General features: G+C 68.3%; 13 protein-coding genes. 10 read left to right on the forward strand and 3 right to left on the reverse strand.

All coding sequences use genetic code 11. From position 1 onward, the window contains the following. Window positions 1-338: 338 nt before the first annotated feature. The 3 genes from RMP09_RS19600 to RMP09_RS19610 all read right to left on the reverse strand — a co-directional run bounded on the left by RMP09_RS19600 (window position 339) and on the right by RMP09_RS19610 (window position 3,745). A complete protein-coding gene (locus RMP09_RS19600; RefSeq protein ID WP_310567645.1) occupies window positions 339-1,322 on the reverse strand; it encodes a DMT family transporter in 984 nt (327 codons plus the stop codon). Then, window positions 1,316-2,788, reverse strand: coding sequence for an aldehyde dehydrogenase (NADP(+)) (locus RMP09_RS19605; protein ID WP_310567646.1), 1,473 nt, complete (start codon window positions 2,786-2,788; stop codon window positions 1,316-1,318). The genes RMP09_RS19600 and RMP09_RS19605 overlap by 7 nt, the downstream gene beginning before the upstream one ends. Window positions 2,789-2,980: 192 nt before the next feature. Then, window positions 2,981-3,745, reverse strand: a complete 765-nt coding sequence (locus RMP09_RS19610; RefSeq protein WP_310567647.1) for a FadR/GntR family transcriptional regulator — start codon at window positions 3,743-3,745, stop codon at window positions 2,981-2,983. Window positions 3,746-3,888: 143 nt separating this feature from the next. Between RMP09_RS19610 and RMP09_RS19615 the strand changes: the two genes are divergently transcribed. The 10 genes from RMP09_RS19615 (at window position 3,889) to gudD (ending at window position 14,809) form a co-directional block, all read left to right on the forward strand. Then, the gene (locus RMP09_RS19615; RefSeq protein WP_310567648.1) at window positions 3,889-4,707 is read left to right on the forward strand and encodes an NAD(P)-dependent oxidoreductase; all 819 of its coding nucleotides are present in this window, start codon (window positions 3,889-3,891) and stop codon (window positions 4,705-4,707) included. Between the two features lie 13 nt (window positions 4,708-4,720). Beyond that, complete coding sequence (locus RMP09_RS19620) at window positions 4,721-5,617, forward strand: SMP-30/gluconolactonase/LRE family protein (RefSeq protein ID WP_310567680.1); 897 nt, start codon at window positions 4,721-4,723, stop codon at window positions 5,615-5,617. A 53-nt stretch (window positions 5,618-5,670) separates the two neighbouring features. Next, window positions 5,671-6,645, forward strand: a complete 975-nt coding sequence (locus RMP09_RS19625) for a TRAP transporter substrate-binding protein (RefSeq protein WP_310567649.1) — start codon at window positions 5,671-5,673, stop codon at window positions 6,643-6,645. A gap of 139 nt (window positions 6,646-6,784) precedes the next feature. Further along, complete coding sequence (locus tag RMP09_RS19630; RefSeq protein ID WP_310567650.1) at window positions 6,785-7,339, forward strand: TRAP transporter small permease; 555 nt, start codon at window positions 6,785-6,787, stop codon at window positions 7,337-7,339. After that, window positions 7,339-8,625: a TRAP transporter large permease gene (locus RMP09_RS19635; RefSeq protein ID WP_310567651.1), complete on the forward strand. Its 1,287-nt coding sequence runs from the start codon at window positions 7,339-7,341 to the stop codon at window positions 8,623-8,625. Before RMP09_RS19630 ends, RMP09_RS19635 begins: the two co-directional genes overlap by 1 nt. Window positions 8,626-8,638: 13 nt before the next feature. Further along, on the forward strand, window positions 8,639-9,931 hold the full coding sequence (locus tag RMP09_RS19640; RefSeq protein ID WP_310567652.1) for a glucarate dehydratase family protein: 1,293 nt from the start codon (window positions 8,639-8,641) through the stop codon (window positions 9,929-9,931). A 419-nt stretch (window positions 9,932-10,350) separates the two neighbouring features. Further along, window positions 10,351-11,268: a 5-dehydro-4-deoxyglucarate dehydratase gene (gene kdgD, locus RMP09_RS19645; RefSeq protein ID WP_310567653.1), complete on the forward strand. Its 918-nt coding sequence runs from the start codon at window positions 10,351-10,353 to the stop codon at window positions 11,266-11,268. A 124-nt stretch (window positions 11,269-11,392) separates the two neighbouring features. Continuing rightward, the gene (locus RMP09_RS19650; protein WP_310567654.1) at window positions 11,393-12,367 is read left to right on the forward strand and encodes a tripartite tricarboxylate transporter substrate binding protein; all 975 of its coding nucleotides are present in this window, start codon (window positions 11,393-11,395) and stop codon (window positions 12,365-12,367) included. 19 nt (window positions 12,368-12,386) lie between these two features. Next, entirely contained in the window at window positions 12,387-13,343 is a 957-nt protein-coding gene (locus tag RMP09_RS19655; protein WP_310567655.1) for a tripartite tricarboxylate transporter substrate binding protein, read from the forward strand. 131 nt (window positions 13,344-13,474) lie between these two features. After that, window positions 13,475-14,809, forward strand: a complete 1,335-nt coding sequence (gudD, locus tag RMP09_RS19660; RefSeq protein WP_310567656.1) for a glucarate dehydratase — start codon at window positions 13,475-13,477, stop codon at window positions 14,807-14,809. Window positions 14,810-14,929 lie beyond the last annotated feature (120 nt).

Genomic DNA, 14,929 nt, shown 5'->3' on the forward strand with positions numbered 1-14,929 from the left:
CATCCGAGGACTGAATCGGTTCAGCCCCCGTCCACCGGCAGGCCTTCGAACAGATCGGCCAGTTCGTCCGCGTGTTCCTCTTCCACCGCCAGGAACTGCTAGAGCAGGTCGCTGGTGCTGGCGTCCTGGTCGCCGAGGTGGCGGACGGTGGACCATGCCGCGGTGGCTGTCGGGTCCTCGCGGGCGGCCGGGAGGGCCATGGCCCGCCCGATGTCCGAGGCGGCACCCGTGACGAGCACCACCGGTTTGTTGAGCTTGGGGGCCTTCCGTCAATGCAATGGAGGAACCTCAGGGGCGCGGTGGCGGCCGGTCTGTGCGCTGCCGGACGCAGCGCCGCGTCAGCCCGCGCGCGGCGCTGCGGCGGCTTCCGTGGTCACGAACCAGATGCCCGCGCACACCAGCACCAGGGCCACGGCGTTGCGCCATTCCAGCACCGCCTCGCCCAGGAACAGGGCCGAGAGCAGCGCGCCGAACACCGGGATGAGGAAGTTGAACACCGTGACCTGGCCCACGCGGTGGTGCTTGAGCAGGGCGGCCCAGAGCGCTAACGCCACCGCCGAGAGCACCGCCATGTAGCCCAGCAAGGCCAGCGAAACCGCGCCCCAGCCCGTGATGGCGCCGCCGCCGGCGAGCCCGCCGAGCAGCAGCACCAGCCCACCCAGGCCGAGCTGCCAGCCGGTCATGACCATGGGGTCGATGCGCTGCGACACGCGCTTGCCGTAGAGGCTGGCGGCCGAGAGCACGAAGGCGGCGATGACGATGAAGCCTTCGCCCAGCAGGGTGAAGCTGGCGTCCAGCCCCTGCGCGCCGCGCAGGTTGACCACCATCACGCCCGCGAAGCCGACCGCGCAGCCCAGCGCCCTGCGGCGGCTGAGCCGGTCGTTGGCGTGGAACAAGTGCGCCAGCAGCACCGAAAAGAAAGTGCCGGTGGCGTTAAGGATGGAGCCCTTGACGCCCGTGGTGTGCGCCAGGCCGACGTAGAAGAACACGTACTGCAGCGCCGTCTGCGTCAGCCCCAGCAAGGCCAGCTGGCCCCATTGCGCCGGGGCCAGGGCCCCCACGCGTTTGCCCATCAGCCGCGCGATGAGCAGCAGCAGGCCGCCCGCGAGCAGGAAGCGCCAGCCCGCGAACACGAGTTGCGCCGCCGTGTCGTCGCGCGCAATGCCCAGCAGCGCGTAACCGCCCTTGATGGCCGGGTAGGCGCTGCCCCAGAGCAGGCAGCACAGCGTGGCCAGCAGCACCAGCTGGCGCTGGCGGCTGAAGACGCTGACGGCGGTGGCGCTGGGGGCTGTGCTGGGGGCTGTGTCGCGGCCGCTCAGCACGGCACGCCGGCGCGCGCCACCAGCCAGGCCGGGGCGTCCTGCAGGCAGACCGGGCGCAGGAAGCGCTGCAACGCCGCATCGCCGACCGAGGTGGTCATGGGCGCGGTGCTGGCGGGCCAGGGGCCGCCGTGCTGCTGTGCGGCCGTGACGGCCACGCCCGTGGGCACACCGGCGAACAGCACACGGCCGGCGATGGCGGTGGCGCCGCGCACCAGGGCGCGGTTCTCGGCCGTGTCGTCGTCGGCGCCCCAGAGGGTGACCGTCAGGCTGCCGGCCACGGCGGCCAGCACGGCCTGCACCTCGGCCAGGTTGGCGCAGCGCACGATCAGGCTGGACGGGCCGAACACCTCTTCGCGCAGTTCGGCGCGTTCGATGAAGCGCTGCGCGCTGACCTGCAGCAACTGCGGGCCGGGTGCGGGGGCGGCGCCCTGGCCTTGCAGCAGCGACAGCGCGCCCGCGTCCAGGAAGTGTTTGATGCCGGCGTCAAAGGCGCTCTTCATGCCGGCGGTCAGCATGGGGTGGGGCTTCTGCTGGCCCAGCGCTTCGACCAGCTGCGGCACAAAGGCGTCGGTCTCGGGGCCGTCCACCAGCACCAGCAGGCCGGGGTTGGTGCAGAACTGGCCGCAACCCAGGGTGATGGAACCGGCCAGCGTGGTGGCCAGCTCGGCCCCCTTGGCGGCCAGCGCGGCGGGCAGGGCCACCAGCGGGTTGATGGCGCCGAGTTCGCCGTAGAAGGGGATGGGGCGCGGGCGGGCGTTGGCCTCGGCCTGCAGGGCCAGGCCGCCGCGGGTGGAGCCGGTGAAGGCGCCGGCCGCGATCAGCGGGTGGCGGATGAGCTGCACGCCCACCTCCACCGCCGCGCCCTGCACCAGGCCGATCAGGCCGGCGGGCAGGTTCTGTTCGTTCAGCACGCGCTGGATCAGCCCGAACACCAGCTGCGACAGGCCCGGGTGGCCCGGGTGGGCCTTGACCACCACCGGGCAGCCGGCGGCCAGGGCCGAGGCGGTGTCACCGCCCAGCACCGAGAAGGCGAACGGGAAGTTGCTGGCCGCGAACATGGCCACCGGCCCCAGCGGCACGCGCTGCAGCCGCATGGCCGGGTGACCCACCGGGGGTGCACCGGCCACGGCCGGGTCGTCCACCTGTTCAAACGGCACGCCGCGCGCGGCGATGTCGGCGAAGCGGCGCAGCTGGTAGGCGGTGCGGTCGAGTTCGCCGTTCAGGCGCACCGGGCCGAGCGCGGTTTCCAGGTCGGCCCAGGCGACGAGCTTGTCGCGCTCGCCTTCCAGCGCCGTGGCCAGGCCCTGCAGCAGGGCGGCGCGCTGGGCGCCGCTGCTGGCGCCCCACAGGGCGGCGGCGTCGTGCGCGGCCTGCACGGCGGCGTGGATCTGTTCAGAGGTGGAACTGACCAGGGGCTGGCCATGGACTTCGCCGGTGCGGGCGTTGATGGATTGCAGGGTGCTCATGAAACGCTTTCGATGGAAGGGATACAGATACGGATATAGGCAGGGGTAGTCAACAGTTGTCTGACAACTTCAAACGATAAAGCAAAGGAAAAAACGGTGCCGGTGCAGGGGCAAAAAACCGACTGGCGGCGGGCGATCCGCAGACCGCCCGGCCGCGCCACGGGCCGCTCAGCCCGCTGTTCGGTGGGGCATTCAATGGGCCGCACTGTTCTCGCTGGTCTGGGCGCGGCGCAGGCGTTCGCGGCTGTTGGCCAGGTGGGTGCGCATGGCGGCGCGGGCGGCTTCGGCGTCGCGGTCGCGCACCGCGCGGTAGATGCTCTCGTGCTCGTGGTGCACCCGCTCCAGGTAGGCCAGCCGGCCCTCGGGCGCGTCGCCCGCGGTCTTCAGCCGGGTGCGCGGAATGATCATGGTGCCCAGGTAGGTCATGAGGTCGGCGAAGTGGCGGTTGCCGGTGGCGCGCGCCACTTCCATGTGGAACTGGAAGTCCGAGGGCACGGCGTCGGAGTCGGCGTGGATGGCCGCCTCAAAAGCGGCCAGCGCCGCGCCCATGCTGGCCAGACTGGCCTCGTCACGGCGCTGTGCGGCCAGGCTGGCGGCCTCGCTTTCCAGGCTGATGCGCAACTCCAGCAGCGAGATCACGTCGGCCACGGTGGCGAAGTCTTCGGGGGCGATGCGGAAGGTGGGCTCGGCCACGCGCGGCGCCATGACGAAGGTGCCGATGCCGTGCCGCGTCTCCACCCGGCCGGCGGCCTGCAGGCGCGAAATGGCCTCGCGCACGACGGTGCGGCTGACCTCGAAACGCGCCATCAGCGCCGACTCGGTGGGCAGCTTGTCGCCCGGCAGCAGGCGGCCGCCCTGCATGTCGGCTTCGAGCGCGGTCACGATTTCGGGCACCAGGCCACGGGGGCGCCGGGCCTGGGTGGCCACGGCACCACCTAGGGTTTTCACGGAGAGCATCGGTTTTTCCTTGACACCTCGGGTGTGGGGTTCACACAATCGCGTCCCAGTTGTCAGACAACGTATGACAGACATCCCGAATTGAGCGAACTGTAGCAAAGCCCCGGACGAAGTCCAAGCGTTTTCGCCATCCACCGACCACCATGACCCAAGCCCTGAAGACCCACCAACGCATCCTGCTGACCGGCGCCGCCGGCGGCCTGGGCACCGCCCTGCGCGAGCGCCTGAAAGCCAACTGCACGGTGCTGCGCCTGTCGGACAAGAACGCCTTCGGCGAAGCCCTGCCCGGCGAAGAAATCGCCCTGGCCGATCTGGCCGACGCCGCCGCGGTGGACGCGGCCGTGGCCGGCTGCGACGCCATCGTGCACCTGGGCGGCATTTCGGTCGAAGCGCCGTTCGAGGCCATCCTGCAGGCCAACATCCTGGGCGTCTACCACCTGTACGAAGCGGCGCGCCGGCACGGCGTCAAGCGCGTGGTGTTCGCCAGCTCCAACCACGTGACCGGTTTCTACAAGCAGAGCGACACCATCACCGCCGACCACCCGGCCCGGCCCGACAGCTTCTATGGCCTGAGCAAGGCCTACGGCGAAGACCTCTCGCGCTTCTATTTCGACCGCTACGGCATCGAGACCGCCTGCGTGCGCATCGGCTCGTCCTTCCCAGAGCCGCGCGACCGCCGCATGCTGGCCACCTGGCTGAGCTTCGACGACCTGCACCGCCTCATCGGCGCCTGCCTCTCGACCCCGGTGCTGGGCCACAGCATCGTGTTCGGCATGTCGGACAACGCCGTGACCTGGTGGGACAACAGCCGGGCCAAACACATCGGCTACGTGCCGCAGGACAGCTCGGACGTGTTCCGCGACGCGGTGTTCGCGCGCACCTCGGCCCCCGATCTGAACGACCCGGCGGCCATTTACCAGGGCGGCGGCTTCGTGAAAGCCGACCCCCACAAGAAAGCCTGAACCCGCCATGACGATGCAGGCCGAACTGCTGCTGGACGCGCGCAACGGCGTGGGCGAGAGCCCCGTCTGGGACAGCGCGCGCCAGTGCCTGTGGTGGGTCGACATCCCCGGCAAAGCGCTGTGGTGCTGGAACAGCCGCACCGGCCAGGCCCGCCACTGGCCCACGCCCGAGCAGACCGGCTGCATCGCCCTGGCCGCGGGCAGCGACGCCCTGCCCCACGGCCAGTGGATCGCGGCCATGGAAAGCGGCATCGCACGCCTGACACCGCAGGCCGATGGCACGCTGGACTGCGCCTGGATCACGCGCATCGAACACCCGCAGGTCGGCATGCGCTTCAACGACGGCCGCTGCGACCGCCAGGGCCGGCTGCGCGCCGGCACCATGGTGGCCGACATGTCGCTGGCCGCACCCGCGGGCGGCCTCTACGCGCTCGACGGCCCCGCGCTGCGCCGCCTGGAGGCCGGCTTCATCACCCCCAACGGCATGGCCTTCAGCCCCGACGGCCGCACGATGTACCTCTCGGACTCGCACCCCAACGTGCAGACCGTCTGGGCCTTCGACTACGACATCGACACCGGCACACCCCACCACCGCCGCGTGCTGATCGACTTCAAACCCCTGCCCGGCCGGCCCGACGGCGCCGCGGTGGACGAAGACGGGTGCTACTGGATCTGCGGCAACGACGCCGGCCTGGTGCACCGCTTCACGCCCGACGGTCGGCTCGACCGCTCGCTGCCCCTGCCCGTCAAGAAACCCGCCATGTGCGCCTTCGGCGGCGCCGGGCTCGACACCCTGTTCGTCACCTCCATCCGGCCCGGTGGCGATCTCAGTGATCAGCCGCTGGCCGGTGGCGTTTTTGCACTGCGTCCCGGCGTGAGAGGCCTGGACGAGCCGCGCTGCATCGCCTGATGCGCCGGCACGGTATTTCTCACCCCAACCCAACCACCACAACGGAGACTCTGATGAAACTGCAACGCCGACTGATCGCCAGCATGGCCCTGGCCGCCCTGCTGCCCCTGAGCGCCCAGGCACAGACCGTGCTGAAGTCGCACGACACCCACCCGGCCGGCTACCCCACTGTGGCCGCGGTCGAGAGCATGGGCAAGAAGCTCGACGCCGCCACGCAAGGCCGCATCAAGATCCAGACCTTCCCGGGCGCCGTGCTGGGCCAGGAGAAGGAAGCCGTGGAACAGGTGCAGCTGGGCGCCATCCAGATGGCCCGCATCTCCCTGGGCGTGATCGGCCCGGTGGTGCCCGAAGTGGACGTGTTCAACATGCCCTTCGTGTTCCGCGACATCGCTCACATGCGCGCCGTGATCGACGGCCCGGTGGGTGACGAGCTGCTGGCCAAGGTGAGCGCCAGCCCGGCGCGCCTGATCGGCCTGGGCTGGATGGACGGCGGTTCGCGCAGCCTCTACACCAAGAAGCCGGTGCGCACGCCCGCCGACCTGAAAGGCCAGAAGGTCCGCATGATGGGCAACCCGGTGTTCGTGGACACCATGAACGCCATGGGTGGCAACGGCATCGCCATGGCCTACGGCGAGGTCTTCACCTCGCTGCAGACCGGTGTGATCGACGGTGCTGAAAACAACCCGCCGAGCTACTTCACCGCCAACCACTACAACACCCCGGCCAAGTACTACAGCCAGACCAACCACCTGATCATTCCCGAGATCCTGGTGATGTCCAAGGTGGCCTGGGACAAGCTCACGCCCGCCGACCAGACCCTGGTCAAGAAGCTGGCGCGCGAAGCGCAGCTGGAGCAGCGCCAACTGTGGGACAAGAGCGTGGCCGAGTACAGCGCCAAGCTCAAGGCCGCTGGCGTCGAGTTCATCAACATCGACAACAAGCCCTTCTTCGACGCCACCGCCCCGGTGCGCGCCAAGTACGGCGCCAAGTTCCAGGACCTGATGCAGCGCATCGCGGCTGTGAAGTAACTCCCCCCTGCGCCGCTTCGCGGCTTCCCCCCGGAGGGGGGACCACACCAGAGGCCCGGCGAAGCCGGTTCCTCGGTGTGTGCTGGACGCGCCCGCCCCCTTGCGCCTGCCTTTTTTCATTTCTCTTTTCGAGGCTCTCATGAGTCACCCACCCGTCAGCGGACACCCTGTCTCGCGCCTTCTCGACTCGGTCTACCTGGCCTGCATCTGGGTCGCAGGGGCCTGCATCTTCTGCATGTCGATCTTCATTCCCTGGGGCATTTTTTCGCGCTACGTGCTGGGCACGGGTTCGCAGTGGCCCGAACCGATTTCCATTTTGCTGATGGTGGTGTTCACCTTCCTGGGCGCCGCGTGCAGCTACCGCGCCGGGGGCCACATCGCCGTCGAGATGATCACGCAGCGCCTGCCGTCTTCGGTGCAGCGCCCGCTGCGCGTGGTGGTGCATGGGCTGATGCTGCTGGTCAGCCTGTTCATGCTCTGGTACGGCATCCAGCTGTGCATCGGCACCTGGGGGCAGTCGATTCCCGAACTGCCCTGGATGCCGGTGGGTTTCACCTACCTGCCCGTGCCCATCGGCGGCGCCGTGACCGCGCTGTTCGTGCTGGAGCACCTGTTCCTCGGTGACCAGCGCCATCGCGCGGTCGTCACCTTCGACCACGAATCGGTGGCCGCCGACGCAGAAGGAGCCCTGTGATGGACGCCTACATCCTGCTCGGCAGTTTCTTCGTGCTGATCCTGATCGGCACCCCCGTGGCCTACGCCATGGGCATGGCCGCCATGATCGGCGCCTGGTACATCGACATCCCGCTGGACGCGGTGATGATCGCCATCGCCAACGGCGTCAACAAGTTCTCGCTGCTGGCCATTCCCTTCTTCGTGCTGGCCGGTGCCATCATGGCCGAAGGCGGCATGGCGCGGCGCCTGGTGGCGTTCGCCAACGTGCTGGTCGGCTTCATCCAGGGCGGCCTGTCGCTGGTGAACATCCTGGCTTCCACCTTCTTCGGCGCCATCTCCGGTTCGTCCATGGCCGACACGGCCTCGGTCGGCACGGTGCTGATTCCCGAGATGGAGAAAAAGGGCTACCCGCGCGACTTCGCCACCGCCGTCACCGTCAGCGGTTCGGTGCAGGCCATCCTGATCCCGCCAAGCCACAACGCGGTCATCTACTCGCTGGCCGCCGGCGGCACGGTGTCCATCGCGGCGCTGTTCATCGCCGGTGTGCTGCCGGGCCTGCTGCTGGGGCTGACGCTGGCCATCATGTGCCTCTACATGGCCCGCAAGCGCAACTACCCCAAGGGCGAGGTGATTCCGCTGCGCCAGGCGCTGAGAACCTGCGCCGACGCCCTGTGGGGCCTGATGACCATGGTGATCATCCTGGGCGGCATCCTCTCCGGTGTGTTCACGGCCACCGAGTCGGCCTCCATTGCGGTGGTCTGGGCCTTCTTCGTCACGATGTTCATCTACCGCGACTACCAGTGGAACGAGCTGCCCAAGCTGGTGCACCGCACGGTCAAGACGCTGTCCATCGTGATGATCCTGATCGCCTTCGCTGCGAGCTTCGGCTACATCATGACCCTGATGCAGATCCCGATGAAGATCACCGCGGCGCTGACCTCCATGTCGGACAACCGCTACGTGATCCTGGCGCTGATCAACGGTCTGCTGCTGGTGCTGGGCACGCTGATGGACATGGCGCCGCTGATCCTGATCCTCACGCCCATCCTGCTGCCGGTGATCACCAGCATCGGCGTGGACCCGGTGCACTTCGGCATGATCATGATGGTCAACCTGGGCATCGGCCTGCTGACCCCCCCGGTCGGTGGTGTGCTGTTCGTCGGCGCCGCGGTGGCCAAGCTGCCGATGGAGCAGGTGGTCAAGGCCCTCATGCCCTTCTTCGGCGCCCTGCTGCTGGTGCTGATCGCGGTCACCTACATCCCTGCGCTGTCGCTGTGGCTGCCCGGCCTGCTGCTGGCGAAGTGAGTCGGATCACCCCATGACCTCGCACGCCATCCGCCACGTCCGGATCACGCCCATCGCGTTCCGCGACCCGCCGCTGCTCAACGCGGCGGGCATCCACGAGCCCTGGGCCCTGCGCTCGATCATCGAGATCGAGACCGACTCGGGTCTGGTCGGCATCAACGAAAGCTACGGCGACCAGTCCATGCTCGACGCCATGGCCAAGGCCGCGCCCGTGCTGACGGGGCTATCGCCCTGGGCCTTGAACGAGATGGAGGCCCGCGTGGCCACCCTGGTGGCCCCGAAGCAGAGCACGGCGTCGGAGTTCCTGGGCACGCAGATTTCCCTGGCGCCGGGCACGCACGTGTCCAAGACCGTGGCCAAGGTGATCAGCGCGTTCGAGGTGGCGATGATGGACTTGCAGGGCCAGCTGGCGAACGCGCCGGTGGTGGACCTGCTGGGCGGCGCCGCGCGGCCCGCCGTGCCGTTCTCGGCCTACCTGTTCTTCAAGTACGCCGAGCACATCGACAAGCCTTACGCGCCCGACCCGTTCGGCGAGGGCATCACGCCGGAACAGATGGTGGCGCAGGCGCGCCGCATGATCGATCAATACGGCTTCAAGAGCATCAAGCTCAAGGCCGGCGCGCTGCCGCCGGATCAGGAAGTGGCCGGCCTGCTGGCCCTGGCCCAGGCCTTCCCGGGCGCGCCGCTGCGCATCGACCCCAACGGCAACTGGACCGTGCCCACCAGCCTCAAGGTGGTGGAGCAGCTGCGCGGTGTGCTGGAGTACTACGAAGACCCGGCCCCAGGCCTGGACGGCATGGCCGCCGTGGCCGCGGCCTGCGACGTGCCGCTGGCCACCAACATGGTGGTGACCGACCTGAAGGAATTCCGCCGCAACGCCGAGATGGGTTGCCCGGTCAAGATCGTGCTGAGCGACCACCATTACTGGGGCGGCCTGCGCGCCACGCAGCGCCTGGCGCTGATGTGCGAGACCTTCGGCCTGGGCCTGTCGATGCACTCGAATTCGCACCTGGGCATCAGCCTCACAGCCATGACCCACCTGGCCGCGTCGGTGCCGCATCTTTCCTATGCCTGCGACACCCACTACCCCTGGCAGGACGACGAGGTGGTGCAGGGCGGTCGCCTGAAGTTTGAGGACGGCAGCCTGCGCGTGCCGACCACGCCCGGACTGGGCGTGCAGATCGACCGCGAGGCCCTGGCCCGCCTGCATGACAACTACCTGAACACCCCCATCCGCAACCGCGACGATCTGGGGCAGATGCGCAAGTACGACCCGTCGTTCACCGGTCACCAGCCACGCTTCTGATTAGGGCCTGTTCACACTGATTTTCCAAGATGCGTTGCGGATCAAAAAGGCCATGCGCAAGGCGCGAAACGCGGCCGGGGTATGCCCCCGGCAAGGCTTCGCAACGCCGCGCATGGGCTTTTTGGCCGCAACCCGAAGGGAATGGGTTGAAAACAGCGCCACTCGTCGTTGCACTCCTAGGCCAGACACCCAGTCTGGCCGTCGTCGCGCGCCTCGATTGGCGCTGTTTTCAACCCATTCGCACTTGGAAAAGCAGTGTGAACAGGCCCTAGGGATAAGGGGTTTCCACATATGTGCATGGAAGCCCTTGACGCCCTCCGCCTCTCTTCCCGACAATCACATCAGTTGTCTGACATCCTATAACTAGACCAGCTAGACCAGCCATATCCACCTTCTCCACCCACCCAGGCAGAACCTCCATGCAATACACCCCCCAAGATCTCAAGCAAGTCATGTCCTCCGGCCTGCTGTCCTTCCCCGTGACGGACTTCGATGCCCAGGGCAATTTCAACGCCGCGTCGTACGCCGCCCGCCTGGAATGGCTGGCGCCCTACGGTGCGACCGCGCTGTTCGCTGCGGGTGGCACGGGCGAGTACTTCTCGCTGTCCGGCGACGAATATGGCCAGATCATCAAGACCGCGGTGGACACCTGCCGCGGCAAGGTGCCCATCATTGCCGGCGCCGGCGGCCCCACCCGCACCGCCATCGCCCACGCCCAGGAAGCCGAACGCCTGGGCGCCCACGGCATCCTGCTGCTGCCGCACTACCTGACCGAAGCCGGCCAGGACGGCCTGATCGCCCACGTGGAGCAGGTCTGCAAGAGCGTTCAGTTCGGCGTCATCGTCTACAACCGCGACCGCACCAAGCTCACGCCCGAGTCGCTGGCCATCCTGGCCGAGCGCTGCCCCAACCTGATCGGCTTCAAGGACGGCCTGGGCAACATCGAGGTCATGTCCTCCATCTACATGAAGATGGGCGACCGCTTCGCCTACCTGGGCGGCCTGCCCACGGCCGAGGTGTATGCCGCCGCCTACAAGGCGCTGGGCACCCCCGTGTATTCGTCCGCCGTCTTCAACTTCATCCCGAAGACCGCGATGGCTTTCTACGAAGCCGTGCGCACCGACGACATGGCCACGCAGCACAAGCTGCTCAAGCAGTTCTTCATGCCCTACCTGAAGATCCGCAACCGCGTCGAAGGCTACGGCGTGAGCATCATCAAAGCCGGTGCCACGCTGGTCGGCCATGGCGCCGGCCCGGTGCGCGCGCCGCTGTCGGACCTCAAGCCGGGTGAGCTGGAAGAACTCAAGGCGCTGATCGACGCGCTGGGCCCGCAGTAACGAGCTCCCCCCGCGCAGCCTGCGGCGTCACCCCCCAGGGGGCGGCGCTGGTGGCCCGGCAGAGCCGGTTCCACGGCGCCCTGAGCTGAATCCCCCCACACCACCCACAAAGTTGAGAAACACCATGCAAAAACGCACTTTCGTGCTGGCCGCCGCTGCGGCCGCCACCCTCGCCCTGGGCAGCACCCAGGCCCAGGCCCAGGCCTACCCCAGCAAACCCATCCGCATCGTCGTGCCCTTCCCGGCCAGCGGCACCTCCGACGTGCTGGCCCGCCTGGTGGGCCAGAAGATGAGCGAGAAACTGGGCCAGTCGGTGGTGGTCGAGAACAAGGCCGGCAACGCCGGCAACATCGGCGCCGACTTCGTGGCCAAGTCGCCCGCCGATGGCTACACCTTTGTCCTGATGGACGTGGGCAACCTCACCATCAGCCCGGCGCTGTACAAGCTGCCGTTCGACGTGCAGAAAGACTTCGTGCCGGTGGCCATGGTCGGCTACTCGCCCCACCTGCTGGTGGTCAGCAGCAAGGTGCCGGCCAACACCATCGGTGAGTTCATCCAGTACGCCAAGGCCAACCCCGGCAAGCTGAACTTCGCGGCCGCCGCCGGCATGGGCAGCGCCACCCACATGGCGGGTGTGCAGTTCGCGCGCCGCAACGGCATCCAGTGGAACGTGGTGCCCTACAAGGGCGGCGCCCAGGCCATGACCGACCTGGTGGGTGGCCACATGGACGTGACCTTCAACGGCATGGTCGCCACCTACCCGCACGTCAAGGCCGGCAAGCTCAAGCTGCTGGCCGTGTCCTCGGCCAAGCGCTGGAGCGAGCTGCCCGACACCCCCGCCGTGGCCGAGACTTCGCCCAACTTCCTGACCGGCAGCTGGCAGGGCCTGCTGGCGCCGGCCGGCACGCCCAAGGCCGTGGTGGACCTGGTGCACGCCGAGGTGCAGCGCATCACCGCCCTGCCCGATGTGAAAGAAAAGCTGCAGTCGCTGGGCCTGGAGCCTTCCAAGATGAGCAGCGCTGAATTCGCCGCCTGGATCAAGGCCGAACTGCCCGAAATGGCGCAGATCGTGCGCGAAGAAAAGATCACCCTGCAATAACCCCCCGGAGACCCACGCCATGAACAAATCCCTGATCACCCTGCTCGTCGCCGCGACCACCAGCCTCAGCGCCTTCGCCTGGCCCGACAAGCCCATCACCCTGGTCGTGCCCTTCCCGCCCGGCGGCTCCACCGACCAGATCGCGCGCATCCTGTCCAGCAAGATGGGTGAAAAGCTGGGCGGAGCCAACATCCTGGTGGAGAACAAGGCCGGCGCCACCGGCACCATCGGCGCCACCTTCGTGGCCCGCGCGCCCGCCGATGGCCACACGCTGTTCGTGTCCTCGCTCGGCCCCTTCGTGATCGCGCCGCACCTCTTCAAGGTGCAGTACGACGCGCTCAAGGACTTCGACCCGATCACCGTGGTGGTGCAGGCGCCCAACGTGCTGGTGGTGCCCGCCGTGTCGGCCCACAAGTCGCTGGCCGACGTGATCGCCTACGAGAAAGCCAACCCCGGCAAGATGACCTTCGCCTCGTCGGGCAACGGCAGCTCCGACCACCTCACGGCCGAGCTGTTCTGGCAGCAGACCGGCACCAGCGGCGTGCACGTGCCCTACAAGGGCGGCGGCCCGGTGATGAACGACCTGCTGGGCAACCAGGTCGATGCCTCGTTCATGAACATCAACACCGCCATGCCGCAGCTCAAGGCCGGCAAGCTGCGCGCGCTGGCCATCACCAGCGGCAAGCGCTCGCCCCTGCTGGCCGATGTGCCCACACTGGAAGAAGCCGGTGTGAAGAACGCGGGTGTGCAGTCCTGGCAGGCCGTGGCCGCGCCCAAGGGCCTGCCGGCCGACATCAAGAAGCGCGTGCACGACGCCATCGTCGCGTCCATCAGCGACCCGACCGTCTCGTCCAAGCTGCTGGAAGTGGGCTTCGAGGTGGTGCTCAACACGCCCGAGCAGTTCGCGGCCTTCCAGGCCAGCGAGTTCGCCCGCTGGCAGAAGCTGATCACCAGCCGCGGCATCAAAGCGGATTGATTGGCCCACCCCCGCCACGGCCCTAAGGGGCCGTGCCCCCCTCAAGGGGGCGCTGCCTGTGGCCCGGCAAAGCCGGTTCCACGGCAGCCGCTGGAAAGATCCCCCTCGCTCCACCGTTTTGCTCTCTTGACATGACCGCTTCCTCTGCCCCTGTCGTTTCGTCCATGCGTGTCGTTCCCGTGGCGGGGCGCGACGGCATGCTGCTCAACCTCTCGGGCGCGCACGCGCCCTTTTTCACGCGCAACATCGTCATCGTCACCGACAGCGCGGGCCACACCGGCCTGGGCGAGGTGCCCGGCGGCGAGAAGATCCGCCAGACGCTGGAAGACGCACGGCCGCTGGTCGAAGGCCAGACCGTCGGCAACCTGCAGGCGATCCTGAACGCCATGCGCACGCAGTTCGCCGACCGCGACAGCGGCGGGCGTGGCCTGCAGACCTTCGACCTGCGCACCACCATCCACGCCGTCACCGCCGTCGAATCGGCCCTGCTGGACCTGCAGGGACAACACCTGGGCGTGCCGGTCGCGGCCCTGCTGGGCGAAGGCCAGCAGCGCGACGCGGTGCAGATGCTGGGCTATTTGTTCTTCGTCGGCGACCGCAACAAGACCGACCTGCCCTACGCGAGCGAGCCGGACAACGCCGACGACTGGTGCCGCCTGCGCCACGAGGCGGCCATGACGCCCGAGGCCGTGGTGCGCCTGGCCGAGGCGGCTCAAAAGCGCTACGGCTTCCAGGACTTCAAGCTCAAGGGCGGCGTGCTCGCCGGTGACGCCGAAGTCGAGGCCGTGACCGCGCTGCACCAGCGCTTCCCCGAGGCCCGCGTGACGCTGGACCCGAACGGCGGCTGGCTCTTGAAAGACGCGATCCGCCTGGGCGAAAAAATGCGCGGCATCGTGGCCTACGCCGAAGACCCGTGCGGCGCCGAAGAGGGCTTCAGCGGCCGCGAGGTGATGGCCGAGTTCCGCCGCGCCACCGGCCTGCCCACCGCGACCAACATGGTCGCCACCGACTGGCGGCAGCTGGCGCATTCGCTGGCGCTGCAAAGCGTGGACATTCCGCTGGCCGACCCGCACTTCTGGACCATGGCCGGCAGCGTGCGCGTGGCGCAGACCTGCCGCGACTGGGGCCTGACCTGGGGTTCGCACTCCAACAACCACTTCGACATCTCGCTGGCCATGTTCACCCACGTGGGCGCGGCCGCGCCGGGCAAGGTCACCGCCATCGACACGCACTGGATCTGGCAGGACGGTCAGCGCCTGACCAAAGACCCGCTGAAGATAGAAGGCGGCTACGTGCAGGTGCCGAAGAAGCCCGGCCTGGGCATCGAGATCGACCTGGCCGAGGTCGAGAAGGCCCACCAGCTGTACCTGCAGCACGGCCTGGGCGCGCGCGACGACGCGATGGCCATGCAGTACCTGATCCCGGGCTGGACCTTCGACAACAAGCGACCGTGTCTGGTCCGATGACGATCCCCCCCACGCCGCTTCGCGTCACCCCCCAGGGGGCGATGCCTGCCGACGGGCGGAGCCCGATCGGCGGCATCCTTGGCTGGGAATGTCTCGCGGGGCAGGTGGCGTCAACGGCAT

Source organism: Hydrogenophaga sp. (genome assembly GCF_031426985.1).
Lineage (GTDB): Bacteria > Pseudomonadota > Gammaproteobacteria > Burkholderiales > Burkholderiaceae_C > Hydrogenophaga.